The organism is Pedobacter polaris, assembly GCF_005116505.1.
Taxonomy (GTDB): domain Bacteria; phylum Bacteroidota; class Bacteroidia; order Sphingobacteriales; family Sphingobacteriaceae; genus Pedobacter; species Pedobacter polaris.
On sequence record NZ_SWBR01000002.1, the window covers coordinates 588,912 to 609,139 of the forward strand.

General features: G+C 34.4%; 16 protein-coding genes. 8 read left to right on the forward strand and 8 right to left on the reverse strand.

What is annotated here, in order from left to right; all coding sequences use genetic code 11:
• Positions 1-72: 72 nt before the first annotated feature.
• The 4 genes from FA048_RS08730 to FA048_RS08745 all read right to left on the reverse strand — a co-directional run bounded on the left by FA048_RS08730 (position 73) and on the right by FA048_RS08745 (position 5,245).
• Positions 73-1,002, reverse strand: coding sequence for a hypothetical protein (locus FA048_RS08730; protein ID WP_136839934.1), 930 nt, complete (start codon positions 1,000-1,002; stop codon positions 73-75).
• 160 nt (positions 1,003-1,162) lie between these two features.
• On the reverse strand, positions 1,163-1,891 hold the full coding sequence (locus FA048_RS08735) for a (Fe-S)-binding protein (RefSeq protein WP_136839936.1): 729 nt from the start codon (positions 1,889-1,891) through the stop codon (positions 1,163-1,165).
• Between the two features lie 25 nt (positions 1,892-1,916).
• Entirely contained in the window at positions 1,917-3,230 is a 1,314-nt protein-coding gene (locus tag FA048_RS08740; protein ID WP_136839938.1) for an MFS transporter, read from the reverse strand.
• Between the two features lie 122 nt (positions 3,231-3,352).
• Positions 3,353-5,245 carry a RecQ family ATP-dependent DNA helicase gene (locus FA048_RS08745; protein WP_136839940.1) on the reverse strand — a complete coding sequence of 631 codons (1,893 nt, stop codon included), beginning with the start codon at positions 5,243-5,245 and terminating at the stop codon, positions 3,353-3,355.
• Between the two features lie 75 nt (positions 5,246-5,320).
• On the opposite strand from FA048_RS08745, the gene FA048_RS08750 reads away from it, so the two are divergent.
• Positions 5,321-8,572 (forward strand): amidohydrolase family protein, encoded by a 3,252-nt coding sequence (locus FA048_RS08750; RefSeq protein WP_136839942.1) that lies wholly within the window; start codon positions 5,321-5,323, stop codon positions 8,570-8,572.
• A gap of 270 nt (positions 8,573-8,842) precedes the next feature.
• Positions 8,843-9,295: an SRPBCC family protein gene (locus tag FA048_RS08755; RefSeq protein ID WP_136839944.1), complete on the forward strand. Its 453-nt coding sequence runs from the start codon at positions 8,843-8,845 to the stop codon at positions 9,293-9,295.
• A gap of 80 nt (positions 9,296-9,375) precedes the next feature.
• On the opposite strand, the gene FA048_RS08760 is transcribed toward FA048_RS08755, so the two are convergent.
• Positions 9,376-11,577 (reverse strand): B12-binding domain-containing radical SAM protein, encoded by a 2,202-nt coding sequence (locus FA048_RS08760; RefSeq protein ID WP_136839946.1) that lies wholly within the window; start codon positions 11,575-11,577, stop codon positions 9,376-9,378.
• Between the two features lie 181 nt (positions 11,578-11,758).
• Positions 11,759-12,949, reverse strand: a complete 1,191-nt coding sequence (locus FA048_RS08765) for a BaiN/RdsA family NAD(P)/FAD-dependent oxidoreductase (protein WP_136841264.1) — start codon at positions 12,947-12,949, stop codon at positions 11,759-11,761.
• A gap of 264 nt (positions 12,950-13,213) precedes the next feature.
• On the opposite strand from FA048_RS08765, the gene FA048_RS08770 reads away from it, so the two are divergent.
• Both FA048_RS08770 and purE read left to right on the forward strand, forming a co-directional pair.
• Complete coding sequence (locus FA048_RS08770; protein WP_136839948.1) at positions 13,214-14,353, forward strand: 5-(carboxyamino)imidazole ribonucleotide synthase; 1,140 nt, start codon at positions 13,214-13,216, stop codon at positions 14,351-14,353.
• 57 nt (positions 14,354-14,410) lie between these two features.
• Positions 14,411-14,899 carry a 5-(carboxyamino)imidazole ribonucleotide mutase gene (purE, locus tag FA048_RS08775; RefSeq protein ID WP_136839950.1) on the forward strand — a complete coding sequence of 163 codons (489 nt, stop codon included), beginning with the start codon at positions 14,411-14,413 and terminating at the stop codon, positions 14,897-14,899.
• Between the two features lie 75 nt (positions 14,900-14,974).
• Here the strand turns inward: purE and FA048_RS08780 are convergent, their stop codons facing one another.
• Positions 14,975-15,538, reverse strand: a complete 564-nt coding sequence (locus FA048_RS08780; RefSeq protein ID WP_136839953.1) for a YqgE/AlgH family protein — start codon at positions 15,536-15,538, stop codon at positions 14,975-14,977.
• A gap of 126 nt (positions 15,539-15,664) precedes the next feature.
• On the opposite strand from FA048_RS08780, the gene pdxH reads away from it, so the two are divergent.
• The 4 genes from pdxH (at position 15,665) to FA048_RS08800 (ending at position 19,878) form a co-directional block, all read left to right on the forward strand.
• Positions 15,665-16,315, forward strand: a complete 651-nt coding sequence (gene pdxH, locus FA048_RS08785; protein ID WP_136839954.1) for a pyridoxamine 5'-phosphate oxidase — start codon at positions 15,665-15,667, stop codon at positions 16,313-16,315.
• Between the two features lie 8 nt (positions 16,316-16,323).
• On the forward strand, positions 16,324-17,211 hold the full coding sequence (locus FA048_RS08790) for a 3-hydroxybutyryl-CoA dehydrogenase (RefSeq protein WP_136839956.1): 888 nt from the start codon (positions 16,324-16,326) through the stop codon (positions 17,209-17,211).
• Between the two features lie 66 nt (positions 17,212-17,277).
• Positions 17,278-18,300: a Holliday junction branch migration DNA helicase RuvB gene (gene ruvB / locus FA048_RS08795; RefSeq protein ID WP_136839958.1), complete on the forward strand. Its 1,023-nt coding sequence runs from the start codon at positions 17,278-17,280 to the stop codon at positions 18,298-18,300.
• Positions 18,301-18,372: 72 nt separating this feature from the next.
• Entirely contained in the window at positions 18,373-19,878 is a 1,506-nt protein-coding gene (locus FA048_RS08800; RefSeq protein WP_136839960.1) for a bifunctional GNAT family N-acetyltransferase/carbon-nitrogen hydrolase family protein, read from the forward strand.
• A gap of 74 nt (positions 19,879-19,952) precedes the next feature.
• Here the strand turns inward: FA048_RS08800 and FA048_RS08805 are convergent, their stop codons facing one another.
• Positions 19,953-20,174: a hypothetical protein gene (locus FA048_RS08805; RefSeq protein WP_136839962.1), complete on the reverse strand. Its 222-nt coding sequence runs from the start codon at positions 20,172-20,174 to the stop codon at positions 19,953-19,955.
• Positions 20,175-20,228 lie beyond the last annotated feature (54 nt).

The window sequence follows — 20,228 nt, forward strand, 5'->3', positions numbered from 1 at the left end:
AGCATTATAAAAATACATATATAAAAAAAGCCCCAATTAAAATTGAGGCTCTTAAACAGATATTTAGTAAAATTAATTAATTATCACGCTTCTTGCCTGACCTGTTGCACCACCTGGTCTGCCACCACCTGTAAACCTTTTCATCATGGTTTCCATTTTGGTTTTGTATTGCTCTGCTGTAATAGGCAAAGCCTTTTTAGGGGCAGTAACATCTTTGGCACTAACATTTCTATATTCTATACTTTTTGCCGTTGTAGTTTTACCTTTATTTTCAATTGCTAAAACTGTTCCTTCAGTCCAAAAATTTGGGTCTGGAGAAAAATTAAAGCCTAGGTCATTGGTAAACCAAACTGCTGTTTCATCAATTACATCTCTATCTTCACCCAATACCTTTGCTTTGCGAATTGATTTTACAATTACTTTATTACAATTAAATCCAATAATTTTTTTGGTTTCATCAGATTTAACAACTTCTAATGTTGGTGGGCCAGGTAAAAACTGAACTGCACTAACAGTAGTTGTATTTCCTGTAGTAGTTGCCGCATTGTTATTGTTTTGAGATCTGTTACCCATGTTAATTGGTTGTGCTGGTAATGCTACTGCTAATTTACCTTGCATAACATAAGTTGTATCACTTACATCAAATACTTCTACTAATTTCTGATCTGCAAACGTGTAATAATATTCTCTTGCACCACCGGCACCCCCAAATCTCATCATCATACGACCCATTCCACCACCACCTTGACCACCATTACTATCTTCCGTCTCTTCTACAGGCATGTAACTAGCACTAGTGGCATTAAAAAGTAATTCGAAATTTGTTTTCACTGCTTTAGGCATACGTGCCCTCATTTCATCACTTAATTGAATACCGTTTGCAGATGCCATTGCAGCTGGATCCATTGTACTTTCAAATTGAATTGCTCCCGACTTTTTTTGAGCTTGCGCACTTATCGTTAATGTTAATAAGCCGACAAAGGCCATACATATTTTTTTCATAGGTATTTTTATTGTTTTGATACTACAAATTTATTGTAGTTTTTAGACTTAAAATGTTAAAAAAGGTTAATTTGTTTTAATATAACTTTTCTTTTACATAAGCCCTTAATCCCCTAAAGGGACTTTAAACTCACAATTCCCCCTCCAGAGGGTTAGGGAGTTAATAATCTAACCAACCATTTGCCAATACATCAGCAATATGCATGGTTTTAATTGGAATGTTATTCTTTTTGATGTATCCTTCTAAATGCATTAAACATGATAAATCCGTTGAAATGATATATTCTGCTTCCATTTCTATGGCATTGTTTATTTTTTGCTCTGCCATTGCTGATGAAATTGCATCGAACTTAACAGCAAAAGTACCCCCAAAGCCACAACACATATCAGTATCTTTCATTTCTACCATTTCTAAACCATGTACTTTAGAAAGTAGCTGACGAGGTTCATCTTTAATTTTACACTCTCTTAAGCCACTACAAGAATCATGGTAAACAGCTTTTCCATCAAGTTCTGCTCCAAAATAATCTTTCTTTAAAACATTGACTAAAAAATCAGAAAGTTCAAAGATATTACTTTGCATATTTCTACACTTGTTATGTACTATAGTATTGGTAAATAAATCATTAAAGCCATTTTTAACCATACCAACGCAAGAAGCAGAAGGTGCAACAATGTAATCGCTTTCCGAAAAATCATTTAAAAATTTATTACCGATTTCTTTTGCTTGCTCCCAATAACCTGCATTATAAGCTGGTTGTCCACAGCAAGTTTGTTTGGCATTATAATTTACTTCACAACCTGCTTTCTCAAGCAATTTAATTGTGTTAAAAGCGGTTTCTGGATATAATTGATCTACAAAACAAGGAACAAATAACTCTATCTTCATTGGTGGATGTTAAATTCTAGGCGTCCTATTCTACAATAACAGACTTTGGCTCTACCTTTTTTAGGAACAGCAAAAATAGTAAACCTAAAATGAAAAACACTGCTAATGCGATAACAGAATTTCGCATACCTAACTGTTCATCAATAAAACCGAAAATAAACATCCCAAAAACAAGTGCTACTTTTTCCGCAACATCATAAAAACTAAAGAAAGAGGTATGATCTGGACTTTCCTGTGGCAAAAATTTAGAATAGGTAGAACGAGACAAAGATTGAATACCACCCATTATTAACCCAATTACAGCCGCTAAAGCATAAAATTGATATTCTGTATGAATGAAATAAGCTGCGATACAAGCCCCAATCCAAATAACTACTACACCAATCAATACATTTACGTTTCCATATTTTTTTGAGGATAGATATGACATCAGCATTGCACCAGGAATAGCCACCAATTGTAAAATTAAAATTGTGGCAATTAATTTTTCTGTAGGTAAGTGTAATTCCTTTTCTCCAAATATGGTTGCTACTAACATGACCGTTTGCACACCCATTGAGTAAAAAAAGAAAGCGAATAAAAAGCGTTTTAAGTAAGCCATTTGCTTAACCTGAAGCCATACTTTATTTAGTTCATTAAAGCCATTTGTAAAAATATTTTGGTTCTCTGCTTTAAAGTTTGGACTTCCTTTTGGTAGATTTTTAAAAGGAATTTGAGCAAAAACCATCCACCAAACACCAACCATAAAAAATGATAATCTAGCGGGAATTGAACTATCTGTAATGCCAAACCAATCTGGTTTAAACACAAATACAAAGCATATTATTTGTAAGATAATACTACCTATATAGCCGTACGTAAATCCTTTTGCACTTACTTTATCTTGCTGATCTACAGTTGCTATTTCTGGTAAATAAGAATTGTAAAAAACCAAGCTTCCCCAAAAGCCAATAGCTGCAACCACGCATAAAACAACTCCTAGTTCTAATGTATCTGTTTTAAAAAAGAAAAGTCCACAACAGGCCAAAGAGCCTAAATAGGTAAACATTTGCATGAAAACTTTTTTATTTCCACGAGTATCTGCTATTGAAGACAATATTGGAGACAATATTGCAATTACTAAAAATGCAAATGCCATTGCATAACTATAAAGTGCAGAGTTAACAAATTTTCTTCCAAAGAAAGTTACATAATCAATGGTATCAGGGTTTTTATCTGATGTGATAATGGTATAATATGCTGGAAATATAGTGGAAGTTATAACCAAGTTATAAGCTGAGTTAGCCCAATCGAAATAAGCCCAAGAGCGAATTGTCTTTTTGTCGTTTTTTGCTTGCATAATTTTAGATTAACTAAAAGTAGATAAAAAAATAATAAACAATGTAAATGTTAAAAATTGCTCGATTGTTAAATTGTTAATTGCGGCAAGTATTGTCTCAATACTCACTACTCAATCCATTATTATAAATAATACTTTTTCCCATCACTCTTGATTTTACCCGCATCTAATAGCTCGCGAATACGGTCTATCTTTTCAGTTTCTGTACCAGAATTTACTGAACCTACTAGTTCATCTAAACTATAATGTTCGCTTTGCAATAGCGTAATAAGCTCAAAATCTATTTTATCTTTTAATTGAGCTATTTCTTCTAACTTCTTTTCTGCTAGACAGATATCGCAAAATCCACATTTATCCGCATTTATTTCTCCAAAGTAATAAAGCAATTGTCTGCTTCTACAAAGTTGTGTTGAAGCATAACTTAGAACTGCGCTTACTTGGTCTTTTTGAATTTGTTGTCTTAGCAAAATATATTTCACATCAATGTCTAAGTTCACTTGATCTCTTCGAGGTAAAATAAATTGTAATTGAGGTTGGTCGGTTTGAGGTAGGTAAGATAAAACACCAAATTGTTGAAGGCGATTTAAATAATCAATCACATCCTTATAAGAGATTTTCAACCGGTTAGACAAATCCGCTTCTTTAATTTTAACATAGCCATCAAAGGCGCCCCCATAACTACGTTGAATTGTCTTTATAATTGGATCATAGGCAGAATTCTCAATCTGAAAACGGTATACATCTTCATGGCCTGTAGTAAACATTATTCTCGATTGTAAAAAGATATTTTCAGACAATGCGATATAACCATCATGCTCTAAGAATTTTAAAGCAGCTAACGTTTTAATTACACCTAAGCTAAACTTCTTACAGAAATCTGCAACATCAAATTCAAAACTTAGGCCCTCACCTGCACCAAAAGCCAATTGAAAATAATTTCCTAAATAATGGTAAGTCTTTTTTATTTCATCAACTGTAGGGAAACTATCTGCATACTTAGCATTTAAAATTAGCTGATCAGATTTATTAGCTAGCAACACAGCAAATGCACGTTTTTCATCTCGTCCTGCCCTGCCTGCTTCTTGATAATATGCTTCTAAACTGTCTGGCAAATCTAAATGAATCACAAAACGAACATTAGGTTTATCAATCCCCATTCCGAAAGCATTGGTGGCAACCATAATTCTAATTACATCCTTTTTCCAATCTTCCTGTTTTTTAAATCGGAGTTCTTTTTCTATTCCGGCGTGATAAAAATCTGCCGCAATTCCGTTCCGTTGTAAAAAATGGGCAACCTCTGCTGTTTCTCTCCTATTTCTAACATATACTAGACCACAGCCTTTCACATTGTTAGCAACCTCTAATAATTTTTTATGTTTATCTTCTAAATCAAAAACTACGTAGCTTAAATTTCTACGTGAAAAACTTTTTACAAAAACCTGAGCATCCTTCATCTCCAATTTATGTACAATATCTTCTTTTACAAAGGCAGTTGCTGTAGCTGTTAAAGCCAAAATTGGTTTATCTGGATGAATTTCACGAAGTTCTTTAACTTTTAAATATGGCGGGCGAAAATCATATCCCCATTGAGAAATACAATGTGCTTCATCTATAGCAATTAAATTCACCTTCATATAAGAGATGCGTTCTCGAACTATTTCTGAGAGTAATCTTTCTGGAGATAAGTAAAGAAATTTAATATTTCCGTAAATGCAATTGTCTAAAAGAATGTCTATTTCACGTTTACCCATACCTGCATAAATCGCGATAGCTTGAATTCCTTTAGCCTTTAAATTTTCAACCTGATCTTTCATGAGGGCAATTAATGGAGAAACCACAATACAAATTCCGTCCATAACCATTGCAGGCACCTGAAAGCATATAGATTTCCCTCCGCCAGTTGGCAACAAAGCAAGGGTATCTTTTCCGTCTAAAACTGATTGGACAATTTCATCCTGTAATGGCCTAAAATTATCAAATCCCCAATATTTTTTTAATATCTCCGCTGCTGTCATAAAAAGGTGTCATCAAAACTAATAAAAACGATGTGATATTATTAAATTGCGGGCTAATTAATCTTAATCCTTAAAATGAACAAATTTTTCCTATTCACAAGCTGTTTATTTATTACTTTCTCAGTTGCGGCACAAGATAAAAAAGAAGCCACAAAATGGGATATAGAACAATATAAAGGTCAAACCAAAACTTTTACAATAAATACCGATGAAGGTACTTGGATGAACTTAGATGTTAGTCCAGATGGGCAAGAAATTGTTTTCGATTTATTAGGGGATATTTATAAAATGTCTATCAGTGGTGGTCCTGCCAAATTAATAAGTGGTGGTATTGCTTATGATGTTCAACCTCGTTTTAGTCCGAATGGCAAGTATATTTCTTACACAAGTGATAAAAGTGGTGGTGATAACATTTGGATTATGGATCGCGAAGGAGGTAATAGAAAGCAGATTACCAAAGAAACTTTCCGGTTGCTAAATAATGCTACTTGGATGCCAAATAGTGAATATATAATTGCTCGTAAACATTTTACTGGTTCACGTTCATTAGGTGCCGGTGAAATGTGGATGTATAGTATTTATGGAGGAGATGGTGTTCAATTAACCAAAAGAAAAAATGACCAGCAAGATGCTGGTGAACCAAATGTTTCACCAGATGGCAAATTCTTATATTTTAGCGAAGATGTTTCTCCGGGACCAAATTTCGAATATAGCAAAGATCCAAATGGTTTAATTTACGCCATTAGACAATTGGATTTAACTACAGGGAAATTAACTAATTTAATTGCTGAACAAGGTGGTTCTGCTCGTCCGCAAATATCGCCTGATGGCAAATTTATGGCTTACGTTAAACGTGTTCGCTTAAAGTCTGCTTTATATATCCAAAACATTAAAACAGGCGAACAATGGCCACTAACTGAAGAATTAACGCATGACCAACAAGAAACTTGGGCAGTTTTTGGAGTATATCCAAATTTTGCATGGACACCAGATTCTAAAAAAATCATTTTTTACGCTAAAGGAAAAATTAAACAAATAGACCTTAATAATTTATATGTTTCTGATATTCCATTTGAAGTAAATAGCCAACAGACCATACAACAATCATTGCATTTTGAACATAAAGTTTTTAGCCCAGAGATTAGTGTGAAAATGATTAGACAGCTAACTACCTCACCTGACGGAAAAATGGTTGTTTTTAATGCTGCAGGTTATTTATATAAAAAAGAATTACCTAACGGTGTACCAGAAAGACTTACAACTGGACTTGATTTTGAGTTTGAGCCAGAATTTAGTCCCGATGGTAAATTTGTGGTTTACACTACTTGGAGCGATGAATTTAAAGGCTCAATCAAAAGAACTGAGCTAAAATCTGGTAAAACTATTTCATTAACAGATGAAAAAGGTTATTACTATTCTCCTTCTTATTCCAATAAAGGTGATAAGATTGTTTTTAGAAAAGGTGGTGGTAATGAAACTTTAGGTTTAACTTATAGTAAAAATACAGGTGTTTTCATCATCTCATCAAATGGTGGTGCAAAAACTTTAATAAGCGAAAGTGGTATCAAACCAATATTTAATAGCGATGATACAAGAATTTATTTTCAAGGATATGATGCTAGTAAAAAAGCATATAAAAGCATGGATTTGAATGGTGGTAATGAAAGAACTCATTATACATCTCAATATGCCAATCAATTTATCCCGAGTCCAGACGGGAAGTGGATGGCATTTACCGAATTGTTTAATGTTTACATTACTCCTATGGTTACCACAGGAATTCCAATGGATTTATCAGCAAGTAATAAATCTATCCCTTTGGCTAGGGTTACAAAGGATGCTGGAACCTATTTACACTGGAGCTCAGATAGTAAAAAATTATTTTGGACTTTAGGGGAACAATATTACAATAGAGAAATTAAAAACACTTTCAGCTTTATTGAAGGCGCACCACAAGTTTTACCCGAATTAGACACTGCTGGGATTGCTATTGGTTTAAAGTTAAAGGCTGATGCCCCTACTGGGTTATTAGCTTTAAAAGGCGCTAGAATTATCACCATGAAAGGTGATGAAGTGATAGAGGAAGGAACCATTCTTTTAGAAAACAATAAAATAATAGCTGTTGGTAAAACTGCTGATGTAATTGTTCCCTCAGATGCTAAAGTTGTTGATGTAAATGGTAAAACAATTATGCCAGGAATAATTGATGTGCATGCTCATTTACGTACCAGTCCTGATGGGATTAGCCCACAACAAGATTGGTCTTATTTAGCTAATTTAGCATTTGGAGTAACTACTTCCCATGATCCGAGCAGCAATACAGAAATGGTATTTAGCCAAAGTGAAATGCTAAAAGCTGGTAGAATGATCGGTCCACGTTTATATTCAACTGGGTCAATATTATATGGAGCAGACGGCGATTTTAAAGTAGTGATTAATAGTTTAGATGACGCTTTATCACATTTAAAAAGGCTTAAAGCAGTTGGTGCTTTTTCAGTTAAATCATATAATCAGCCACGCAGAGATCAACGTCAGCAAATTTTAGAAGCGGCCAAGCAATTGAAAATGGAAGTTGTGCCAGAAGGTGGCTCTACATTTTTCCATAACATGAATATGATTGCAGATGGACATACTGGAATTGAGCATAGTATTCCGGTAGCGCCAGTTTATAAAGATGTTGTTAATTTCTGGAAAAACACTTCAGTTGCTTATACACCTACTTTAATTGTAGCTTATGGAGGTCAATGGGGAGAAAATTATTGGTATGATAGAACAAACGTTTGGGAAAACGAAAGGCTTTTAAACTTTACACCACGCTCAATAATCGATTCGCGTTCTAGAAGAAGAACAACTTCAGAATATGGAGATTACGGACATATTGAGGTTGCTAAAACAGTTAAGCAACTTGCTGATGCTGGAACTAAAATTAACTTAGGCGCACATGGGCAAATACAAGGTTTGGGTGCACATTGGGAACTTTGGATGTTTGTACAAGGTGGAGCAACACCATTACAAGCGATCCGTAATGCAACTTTAAATGGTGCAAACTATTTAGGAATGGATAAAGAAATTGGCTCTTTAGAAGTAGGGAAATTAGGAGATTTGGTAATAATGGACTCCAATCCTTTAGATGACATTAGAAATTCTGAGAAGATAAAATATGTAATGGTTAATGGGAGGTTATATGATAGCATGACGATGAATGAAACAGGAACTAGAGAGAAAGTTCGTTCAAAACTTTGGTTTGAATTAGATAAAGGTGTTTCATTTTCTATTCCTTACAAACTATCTGAAACCTGGACTTTTACTGTTCCTAATTGCGACTAGAAGTTTTTTATGCTTGTTTTGTCATTCCGACTTCGTAGTTTGTCATTCCGACTTTGGAAGAATCTGTTGGGTTGTTTTATTGTTATAGATTCTTCGCTTCGCTCTGAATGACAAAATTGGCAATGAGAAGTTTTTTACCCTGTTTTGTCATTCCGACTTTGGAGTTTGTCATTCCGACTTCGGAGGAATCTATTGTGTTATTTTATTGTTATAGATTCTTCGCTTCGCTCTGAATGACAAAATGTTCTGAATGACAATTATTTAAAAATAATGACCGAAATAATTCTTTACACTTCTATCAATGCGCCTATTCAAATTGTATTTGATTGTGCACGTAGTATAGACATCCATCAGTTATCTACTGCAAAAACCAACGAAAAAGCAATTGCAGGAAGATTGAGTGGTCTGTGTGAATTAGGAGATGAAGTAACTTGGAGAGCTAAACATTTCGGGATTTATCAAACATTAAGCTCAAAAATAACTAAACTAAAAGCACCTTTCTACTTTCAAGATTGTATGGTAAAAGGGGCGTTTAGCTTCATTAAACATGACCATTATTTTGAGGAGAAAAAAGGAGTTACTGAGATGAAAGATGTATTCTCCTATGGCGTTCCTTATGGGATATTTGGGGAATTTTTTAATAAAATTATCCTTAACAAATATATGATAGCTTTGTTAACTGAGAGAAATAGAGTGATTAAAGAGGTTGCGGAGAAAGAATAATGTAAAACTCGTCCTGCTGGATTTATTTCAGCATCTTTTTCATGCCAGACCCTGAAATAAATTCAGGGTGACGTTAACATTTACAAAACAAGCAAGCCAAACTCTCTCAACGTATGAATCGGTTTGGAATACCAGAACAATTCAAAATGTTCTATCGTGTTTTCAAAATCAGTTTTGATTTCTTGAAAAGTCAAGACCTTCTCGTTTACAACAGAAATCTTCTCTAAAATAGAAACCAACCACTCTCCTTCTTTTTTATTGGTTTGAATGCTGTAAGTTTCCTTTTTACTATGAAAATTTAAAATCATCATATCCCAAGTATTGCCTTTTTTAGATTTGGTAAAGATTTCTATTGTTGGTTTCCCTCCTAACCAAACTATTTTGGCTGTAGGTTTAACATTGAAATTTTCATCAGTTTGTAAAGCACTGTCAATAAAATTAGATGGAATAGAAGTTCTAGGAATTTTAAAATCAAACCAATCTTGCAGTTTGTAATCAAAACAAATGCCGTGCATAAAGTTGAAAAGCGATTTTTTCAGTCCGAAGCTGAACTTGTTATGGTCTATCCCAGTTTTATCAGTGTAATTGATATCATTATTGGCAAATGTTCCAATTTCTTCAGTTTCTTTTACCACACCAAACTTTTCAGGATATAATCCAACTGGACTATGAGCCGTCATTGCAAATTGATGCCAGAAACCAGATTGTAAAACCCCAACTTCAAATAACTGACGAACCATTTCTAAACTATCAACAGTTTCTTGAACAGTTTGAGTTGGATAACCATACATTAAATAAGCATGAACCATTATTCCGGCTTCAGTAAAGTTTCTTGTTACTTTAGCCACTTGTTCTACCGTTACGCCTTTATCAATCAGTTTTAATAACCGATCAGATGCAACTTCTAAGCCACCAGATACTGCTATGCAACCAGATGCCTTTAACAGTAAACATAAATCTTGCGTAAAGCTTTTCTCGAAACGAATGTTCGTCCACCACGTAACCGAAATCTTTCTTCGTAAAATCTCTAATGCTACTTCACGCATTAAGGCCGGTGGTGCAGCTTCATCCACAAAGTGAAACCCATTCTGGCCTGTTTTTCCAGCTAAGTCTTCAATTCTATCTACAATGAGCTTTGCTGCAACAGGTTCATAAACTTTAATATAATCGAGAGAAATATCACAAAAAGTGCATTTACCCCAATAACAACCATGTGCCATTGTGAGTTTGTTCCAACGACCATCACTCCACATTCTATGCATCGGATTTACAATCTCAATAACAGAAATATACTTGTCTAATTGTAAGTCAGTATAATCTGGGGTACCAACATCGGCTTGCTTGTAGTCGTTTTTTAAAGCGTCATTTCTATAAATAACCTCTCCATTCTCTAATAAAAAAGTTCTTTTATAGAGGTTAAATTCGTCGCCTCTCCTAATCGCATTGTACAACAATTCGATTGGTAACTCTCCATCATCTAAAGTAATGTAATCGAAAAATTCGAAAACCCTTTTATCAGCTAATGAGCGTAATTCTGTATTTGGGAAACCACCACCCATAGATATTTTAATATGTGGATAGTTTTGTTTTACATATTGTGCACAGCGAAATGCCGAATATAAATTACCAGGAAAAGGGACAGAGATAAGGAATAATTGAGGTTGAACTTCTTCTATCCTATTTTTAAGGATATCTATTAGAATTCTATCTATATAAGTAGCTCCCTCATTTAAAGCCTGATATAACTCATCAAATGAATTAGCACTTCGCCCCAATCTCTCTGCATAACGACTAAAACCAAAATTTGGGTCTATACATTCTACAATAAAATCAGAAATATCTTCTAAATAAAGTGTAGCTAAATGCTTGGCTTTATCTTGCGTTCCCATTGCACCAAAAGCCCAATCTAACTCTTCTAATTGTGCAAATCGAGAAGCTTCTGGCAAATAATCTTCCTGACAAATCTGTAAAGCTAAAGTCGGATTTTTCCCCTGCAAGAAAGCAATAACGGCATCTATGGTTTTAAGGTATTCTTCTTTTAAAGAAATGATTCGTTGAATGTTGAAAGATGGTGGTACTGCACTTCGACTGCGCTCAGCGTGACAAAACAAGTTTAACAAACCGTTTTTTGAAAACAGCGCTAAAATAACTTCGATACCTAAATCGGCTTGAGTTGAGGAAATTCCTTTTGTATTTAAAAAACCTTTAATATACGCAGTTGCTGGATACGGTGTATTCAGTTGTGTAAATGGCGGTGTAATTAAAAGAAGGTCGCTTTTCAAAGGATTTGTTTTCTGCAAAAATACAGGAATTTTAAGATTAAACTAATTTGCATTTTTAAGGCTACGTCTTGCTGAATTTTTCAGCAGCATTTATTTGTTTTTTATCTTCAAGTAAGCTTCGCTTTTTATTTCATTATCTGCCTTGCAGGGAAGACCCTGAAATAAATTCAGGGTGACGCAATTACAAATTCTGTGCAATTACAAAACCACTTGCCCAAGCCCATTGAAAGTTATAACCCCCAAGCCAGCCTGTTACATCCATACATTCGCCACCAAAATATAAGCCAGGTATCTTTTTGCATTCTAATGTTTTGCTAGAAATTTCATTGGTATCAATTCCACCACGCATCACCTCTGCTTTATCGTAACCTTTGTCGCCTGCTGGCTTAACTTTAAACTCGTGAATGGTCTGATAAACCAACTCCATATCAGCTTTGCTTAAATCGGCTACCGTTTTAGTTAAAGGCAAAAACTTACCCAAGGCATCTGTAAATTTCTTTGCATAAAAACGGTTCAGCAGAGTTGATAACAATGTTTTCCCGTTTGATTTACGCTCTTCTTCTATCAATTCGAGAATGTTTTGATTGGGTAATAAGTTGATATTAAATACTTCACCCCTACGCCAATAAGATGAGATTTGTAAAATTGCAGGACCGCTCAAGCCCCAATGTGTAAATAGAATATTCTCTTCAAATGAGATCTCATCATTACTTACCTCACAAAAAACGGAGTTTCCAGAAAGTTGTGCATACCAATCTTCATCCTTACCCGTAATGGTTAAAGGAACTAATGCTGGAGCGGTTTCTATAATTTTTAATCCATTGTTACGAGCAAACCTTAAAGCAAAATCAGTTGCACCCATTTTCGGAATTGGTAATCCACCACTTGCAATAACTACTTTTGGAGCAGAAATAGTTTTCACTTTATCTCCAACAGTATAGCTCAAGATAAAACCTTTTTCATTTTGTTCAATGTCTTTTACATCTGTATTACACCAAATTTCCTGCTCCATTTCTTCGCAGAGCGATATAAAAACTTCGACTATGTCTTTGGCATTTTTATCTTCAGGAAATAACTGACCTAATGTTTTTTCTTTACCAATGATGCCGTAGGTTTCAAAAAAATTGATGGTGTCTTCAACAGTCCATTGATTAAAAGACGATTTTAAAAAATGGGGATTAGCAGAGATAAACTGTTCTGTGGTTGCCCATTGATTGGTATAATTACATCTTCCGCCACCAGAAATTAAGATTTTAGCACCTGGTTTACTGTTCTTTTCGAGTACAATTACTTTTTTACCTAAAAAACCAGCTTGTACTGCACACATTAATCCACAAGCACCGGCACCAATAATTATTGCATCTGCATCCATATTTAAGTTCAAAGTTAAAAGTTTTTAAGTTGAAAGTTAATAATAGCACAAATGTTTGTTTATAGCCCCAATTGAAGCGACATCCTTTTTTGTTCCTTCGACTACGCTCAAGATGACAACAAAAAAGATATAGCGGAAAGCGGGACTGATTTTAGATAGCTGCACTAACCTTGCGCTTCAAAAAATTGACAAGGCTTCATTTAACAAAATCACAAATGGCGTTTATTTTTTGTTATTTTTGCAGCTTATCAATCTATTTAGATAATGGCAAAACAAATAAGCGAGTTAAAATTAGGAATATTAGGTGGCGGACAGCTGGGCAGAATGCTGATACAAGAAGCCATCAACTATAATTTAACCACTTTAGTTTTAGATCCAGACCCAGATGCGCCTTGCAAAAGCATAGCTAACAAGTTTGAATGTGGTTCTATCACAGATTTTGATACCGTTTACAACTTCGGTAAAAAGGCAGATATCATTACCATTGAAATTGAAAAGGTAAATATTGAAGCTTTAGAGCAATTAGAAAAAGAAGGTAAAGTGGTATTTCCTCAATCTCGGGTTATTCGCTTAATTCAAGATAAAGGCGTACAAAAACAGTTTTTTAAGGAAAACGATATTCCTACTGCTCCTTTTCAATTGGTAAATTCAAAAGAAGACTTATTAAGTACCAATTTTACTTATCCTTATATTTTAAAACAACGTAGGGATGGTTATGATGGTAAAGGAGTAATGAAAATAAACAGTATTGCTGAAATTGAAAATGCATTTGATGCTCCTTCCTTAATTGAAGAATTAATAGATTTTGATAAGGAAATAGCGGTAATTGTTGCCAGAAATGCTAATGGTGACATGAAAACTTTTCCGATGGTTGAAATGGAATTTAATGCCGAAGCTAACTTGGTAGAATTCTTGATTTCGCCGTCAACTTATCCAGAAGACATACAACAAAGAGCTGAGAAGATTGCGATAAACATTGCATCGGCTTTAAATATTACAGGTATTTTGGCAGTGGAAATGTTTGTAACCAAAGATGGGAACATCTTAGTTAATGAGCTCGCTCCTCGCCCACATAATAGCGGTCACCAAACCATTGAAGGCAATTATGTATCACAGTTTGAACAACATTTGCGTTCTATTTTTAATCTGCCATTAGGCGATACTCGATCTATCAATAATGCAGTAATGATTAATTTATTGGGTGAAAAAGGTCATGATGGTTTAGCAAAATATAACGGTTTGGAAAAAATAATGGCTATTGATGGGGTTTATGTACATTTATATGGAAAGAAATACACTAAGCCTTTTCGTAAAATGGGACACGTAACAGTAGTTGACCAAAACCGTGACCATGCTATTGAAAAAGCAAGATATGTACAACAGACTTTGAAAGTAATTTCATAAAGAAGCTGAAAGACTAAAGCAGAAAGATTAAGGACATTAAGTATTAAAACAAACAATATGAGTGCAAGAGTAGGTATTATAATGGGTAGTAAATCAGATTTAAATGTGATGCAAGATGCTGCTGATATCTGTCAGGAATTTGGTGTTGAATTTGAAATGACTGTTGTTTCTGCTCATCGTACGCCAGAACGAATGTTTACCTACGCTAAAAAGGCTGCTCAAAAAGGTTTAAAAGTGATTATTGCTGGTGCCGGTGGTGCTGCTCATTTACCTGGCATGGTTGCCTCTATAACAACATTACCCGTTATTGGTGTTCCTGTTAAATCTTCAAATTCTATTGATGGTTGGGATTCTATCTTATCAATTCTTCAGATGCCAAACGGTATCCCTGTGGCAACCGTTGCCTTAAATGCTGCTAAAAATGCCGGCTTATTGGCTGTTCAGATTTTGGCAACTGCCGATGACAGTTTAGCACAAAAAATTCAAGCATATAAAGAGGATTTGAAGAAAAAGGTAGAGGAAAGTGCCGAGGAGATGGAAAAATAGTCCGAAAGTCCGGATGTCCGTAAGATTAAGTATCATTATCTTTCCGACTTTTCTGACTTGCTGACTTCCGACTATTTAATTCAAACTTGGGTCACTCGGAAAATTACTTACATGAGCATATTTCGGACCTAAATTGATGATTACTTCTCGCCAAAGCTCTTCTTCATTATGTGAAAAAACAACATCTTGGTTAAATTTGTCTGAAACTATCCACGTATTTTCGTTAATTTCTTCAGCCAGTTGGTCTATTCCCCAGCCAGAATAACCTAAAAAGAATTTTACTTCATCTGATGAGATACTATTGTTGTTTACTAATATTTTAAGTGTTTCGAAATTACCTCCCCAATAAATACCCTTAGCAATTTCTTCACCACTATTTAGTTTATCATAACAGCGATGAATAAAATGAATTGTGTCTACTTCAACTGGTCCACCAATAAATACCTGAAAATCTGCCTGCCATAAATCGGGCACTAAATCCTTTAATAACAACTGGCTTGGATGGTTTAAAATAAAACCTAAAGTACCTTCATCACTATGCTCTGCCATTAAAACAACCGAACGTTTAAAGTTAGGGTCATTTAAAAATGGCTCAGATATCAATAGTTTTCCGGTAGCAGGTATTACTTTACTTAACATTTGCGAAATTTAAGAAACCATTGTGATTTTACCAAAACAGATGTAGTCGCATTGGTTATTACCAATATCAAACAAAATTATATTCTAAATCAGAAAATTAAATAAACTAAAGTCTATTTTTGCCTTATGGAACTAACAAAAGAAATGATACAAAGTTTGAGGCAAGATTATCGCTCTGCAGAATTAAGTGAAAAAGATGCTGATAAAAGCCCTATCAAACAGTTCGAAAAATGGTTTACTGCAGCAATAGATGCTCAATTATATGAACCAAATGTAATGACTTTAGCAACAGCCGATAAATCTGGTAAACCTAATGCCCGTATTGTTTTATTAAAAGGATTTGATGAAAATGGTTTCAGTTTCTATACAAATTACTTAAGTCAAAAAGGTAAAGAGATTAAAAAAAATCCTCAAGCTTGTTTAGTATTCTTTTGGGCCGAATTAGAAAGACAAGTTCGAATCGAAGGTAAAATTGAGAAATTATCTAAAGAGGCATCAGAAAAATATTTCCATTCTAGACCAGTAGAAAGTCAGATTGGAGCAATTGTTTCTCCTCAAAGTCAAATCATTACAAATAGGCAGCTATTAGAAACAAAGGTTAAAGAATTAACTGCTCAATATGAAGGTAAAACAATTCCTAAACCAGCACATTGGGGTGGATACATTGTTAAACCAACATCAATAGAGTTTTGGCAAGGTAGAACTAGTCGTTTGCACGATAGAATTAAATATGATTTGATTAATGGTAAATGGCAAACCAATAGATTAGCACCTTAATATTATATATGAAAAACATTACAGTAATCGGTTCTGGTACAATGGGCAATGGAATTGCGCACACATTTGCGCAGTTTGGTTATCAAGTAAATCTTGTAGATATTAATATCGAAGCACTTGACAAAGCCATTGTAACTATAACAAAAAATTTAGATAGACAAGTTGCAAAAGGAACCTTAACTGAGGAGGCAAAAGAAGCAACACTCAGTAATATTACAACCATAACAGATTTGCAAACTGGAGTTGAAAATGCAGATTTAATTGTGGAAGCAGCTACAGAAAATATAGAGCTCAAGCTTAAAATTTTTAAAGATTTAGATCAATTTGCAAAGCCAGAAGCCATTTTAGCAAGTAATACTTCTTCCATTTCCATTACCCAAATTGCAGCTGTTACCAATCGTGGAGATAAAGTTATTGGTATGCATTTTATGAATCCAGTTCCTGTAATGAAATTGGTTGAGGTTATTAGAGGTTATGCAACTAGTAATGAAACAACTCATCAGATAATGGAGCTTTCGAAAAAATTAGAAAAATCTCCTGTAGAAGTTAATGATTATCCAGGTTTTGTGGCTAATAGAATTCTAATGCCCATGATTAATGAAGCTGTATATACGCTATTTGAGGGTGTAGCTGGTGTTGAAGAAATAGATACAGTTATGAAATTAGGAATGGCCCATCCGATGGGACCCTTACAATTGGCAGATTTCATTGGTCTTGATGTCTGTTTAGCCATTTTAAATGTATTACATCAAGGCTTTGGAAATCCAAAATATGCTCCCTGCCCCTTATTAGTTAATATGGTAATGGCAGGTAAAAAAGGAGTAAAATCTGGCGAAGGTTTTTATGATTATAGCAATGGTGTAAAAGAAGCTAAGGTTGCTGCCAAGTTTATATAATTTTTGGCTCATGGCTCATGGCTAATTGACCATGAACTATTGACTATTAACTATTATCTTTACCAAATGAATGAAAATCTAGACCCTTCTTCAGATAACTTAAGTCCAATAGAACGTGATATTGAAAAAGTATTACGTCCACAAGAATTTGAGGATTTTACAGGTCAAGAAAAGATTTTAGAAAATCTCAAAATTTTCGTTAAAGCAGCAAAACTAAGAGGAGAAGCATTGGATCATGTTTTATTACATGGCCCTCCGGGATTGGGGAAAACTACGCTTTCATACATCATTGCTAATGAAATGGGTGTGAATATCAAAGTAACCTCTGGTCCTGTTTTAGATAAGCCTGGTGACTTGGCAGGCTTATTAACAAATCTAGAAACGGGAGATATTTTATTTATTGATGAAATTCATCGTTTATCACCTTTGGTAGAGGAATATTTATACTCTGCAATGGAAGATTTTAAGATTGACATTATGTTAGAGAGTGGACCAAATGCTCGCTCAGTACAAATAGGTTTAAATCCGTTTACCTTAGTTGGCGCCACAACACGTTCTGGACTATTAACGGCACCATTAAGAGCAAGGTTTGGCATTAATTCTCGTCTAGCCTATTATGATGCAAAAATTTTAACAACTATTGTCTTACGTTCATCTGCTATTTTAAACACGCCAATATCTGATGAAGGAGCTTATGAAATTGCCCGTCGTAGCCGTGGTACTCCCCGTATTGCCAATGCGCTTTTACGTAGAACTAGAGATTTTGCACAGATAAAAGGAAATGGAAGTATTGATACAGAAATTGCTCGCTATGCATTAACGGCTTTAAATGTTGATGAACATGGTTTAGATGAGATGGATAATAAAATTCTACTAGCCATTATTGATAAATTTAAAGGTGGCCCAGTTGGTTTAAAAACCATTGCAACTGCTGTTGGTGAAGACGATGGTACTATTGAAGAAGTTTATGAACCATTTCTCATCCAAGAAGGTTATTTAATGCGTACAGCTCGTGGTAGAGAAGTAACTGAAGCCGCATACAAACACCTAAATAGGATTAAACTAGGGCAAACGGGCAAACTATTTTAGCAAATTGTTGTTAATAAATTAAGACTAACCTTTAGCAATAAAAATTTCCTTTATTGCTTTTAATATCATTTTATGAATATAGAAATACGAAAACTCACAATAGAGGATTATAAAGATTTACGTGAATCGATGGTACAAGCTTATACCAGTGGAAATGGAATCTGGAGCAGAGCAAACATCTTAAATTTATTGACATTATTTCCAAAAGGCCAACTTTGCGTAGCTGTTGATAATAAGGTTGTAGCCTGTTCTTTATCTATTATAGTTGATTATGATATTTTTGGAGACAACCATACCTATGAAGATATCACTGGAAAATATACCTTTTCTACCCACACAGCAAGTGGGAATGTTTTGTATGGCATTGAAGTTTTTGTTCATCCAGAATATCGTGGTTTGCGCTTAGCTAGAAGATTATATGAAGCAAGAAAAGAGTTGTGCGAAACATTAAATCTAGAAAGCATTATAGCGGGTGGTAGAATTCCAGGTTATCATGAATTTGCAGATACACTTTCACCAAGAGCATACATCGATAAAGTTAAATCTAAAGAAATTTACGATCCTACGCTTACTTTTCAGATTTCAAATGATTTTCACGTTCGTAAAGTTTTAAAGAATTATTTACCTGGTGATTTAGAATCAAAAGAATATGCAACTTTAATTGAGTGGAACAATATCTATTATCAAGACAATGTTTCAGCAAGATCTGCCAAGACTATAAGATTGGGATTGGTACAATGGCAAATGCGTTTATTTCCAGATATAGATGCATTTTACGAGCAAGTTAAATTTTTTGTTGATGCAGTAAGCGGATACAAATCAGATTTTATCATGTTCCCAGAATTTTTCAATACGCCACTGCTAGAGCCCTACAACCATTTACCTGAAATGGAAGCCATGAGAAAACTGGCCGAAAGTACGGCTGAGATTGTGAAGAAACTCCAAGAATATGCAGTTTCATATAATGTAAATATTATCTCTGGTAGTATGCCGATTATAGAAAACGGAAAACTATACAATGCCACTTATTTATGCCATAGAAATGGATTAACAGAAGATTACAGGAAAATACACATCACGCCTAACGAGCAAAAATACTATGGCATGTCTGGAGGAGATAAGATAGGTGTATTCGATACCGACTGTGGTAAAATTGGAATTTTAATCTGTTACGACGTCGAATTTCCAGAACTAAGTAGAATTTACGCAGACCAAGGAATGCAGATATTATTTGTTCCATTTTTAACTGACACTCAAAATGGATATACCAGAGTTCGGAGATGTGCGCAAGCTAGAGCGATAGAAAATGAGTGTTATGTAGCAATTGCAGGTTGCGTTGGTAATCTACCTAAAGTAAATAACATGGATATTCAGTTTGCACAATCTGCAGTTTTTACTCCTTCTGATTTTGCTTTTCCTACAAATGCAGTAAAAGCAGAAACTACACCTAATACAGAAATGATGTTAGTAGTAGATGTTGATTTACATCTTTTAGACGAATTACATCACTTTGGTACAGTTAAAATATTAAAAGACAGACGGAAAGATTTGTATGAGGTTAGATTATTAAAATCTTAGATTATCTTCAAATATTTGTCATTCTGAGGAACAAATATAGTTTGCTCAGAATGACTTATTAAATGTAAATCTTTTTAATTTGAAACATTGTTTCTAAAGAAGATGAAATAAACAATAAGTAAGACCACAATAACAATTGGAATAATCCACTTCATGGCCTGTCCAGCCCCTTTGTTATCAGGTTCATTAACAGTTGGCGCAGGTCCAGGATTTTCCTTATGAGCCTCATAATTTGTTTCTACTGGTGGAGCAGCTTTATTTGGGTCTTCTGTATGGTTAGGCGTTGAATTTTCCATGATATTTATAATTTAATTTTCCATGATAGGATAATTTCCAATCAAATACCTAAC

What these genes read in the sequence shown, in the direction of transcription:
- FA048_RS08730 (WP_136839934.1), bottom strand. Translation starts at nt 1,002, where the DNA reads ATGAAAAAAATATGTATGGCCTTTGTCGGCTTATTAACATTAACGATA.
- FA048_RS08735 (WP_136839936.1), bottom strand. Translation starts at nt 1,891, where the DNA reads ATGAAGATAGAGTTATTTGTTCCTTGTTTTGTAGATCAATTATATCCA.
- FA048_RS08740 (WP_136839938.1), bottom strand. Translation starts at nt 3,230, where the DNA reads ATGCAAGCAAAAAACGACAAAAAGACAATTCGCTCTTGGGCTTATTTC.
- FA048_RS08745 (WP_136839940.1), bottom strand. Translation starts at nt 5,245, where the DNA reads ATGACAGCAGCGGAGATATTAAAAAAATATTGGGGATTTGATAATTTT.
- FA048_RS08750 (WP_136839942.1), top strand. Translation starts at nt 5,321, where the DNA reads ATGAACAAATTTTTCCTATTCACAAGCTGTTTATTTATTACTTTCTCA.
- FA048_RS08755 (WP_136839944.1), top strand. Translation starts at nt 8,843, where the DNA reads ATGACCGAAATAATTCTTTACACTTCTATCAATGCGCCTATTCAAATT.
- FA048_RS08765 (WP_136841264.1), bottom strand. Translation starts at nt 12,949, where the DNA reads ATGGATGCAGATGCAATAATTATTGGTGCCGGTGCTTGTGGATTAATG.
- FA048_RS08770 (WP_136839948.1), top strand. Translation starts at nt 13,214, where the DNA reads ATGGCAAAACAAATAAGCGAGTTAAAATTAGGAATATTAGGTGGCGGA.
- purE (WP_136839950.1), top strand. Translation starts at nt 14,411, where the DNA reads ATGAGTGCAAGAGTAGGTATTATAATGGGTAGTAAATCAGATTTAAAT.
- FA048_RS08780 (WP_136839953.1), bottom strand. Translation starts at nt 15,538, where the DNA reads ATGTTAAGTAAAGTAATACCTGCTACCGGAAAACTATTGATATCTGAG.
- pdxH (WP_136839954.1), top strand. Translation starts at nt 15,665, where the DNA reads ATGGAACTAACAAAAGAAATGATACAAAGTTTGAGGCAAGATTATCGC.
- FA048_RS08790 (WP_136839956.1), top strand. Translation starts at nt 16,324, where the DNA reads ATGAAAAACATTACAGTAATCGGTTCTGGTACAATGGGCAATGGAATT.
- ruvB (WP_136839958.1), top strand. Translation starts at nt 17,278, where the DNA reads ATGAATGAAAATCTAGACCCTTCTTCAGATAACTTAAGTCCAATAGAA.
- FA048_RS08800 (WP_136839960.1), top strand. Translation starts at nt 18,373, where the DNA reads ATGAATATAGAAATACGAAAACTCACAATAGAGGATTATAAAGATTTA.
- FA048_RS08805 (WP_136839962.1), bottom strand. Translation starts at nt 20,174, where the DNA reads ATGGAAAATTCAACGCCTAACCATACAGAAGACCCAAATAAAGCTGCT.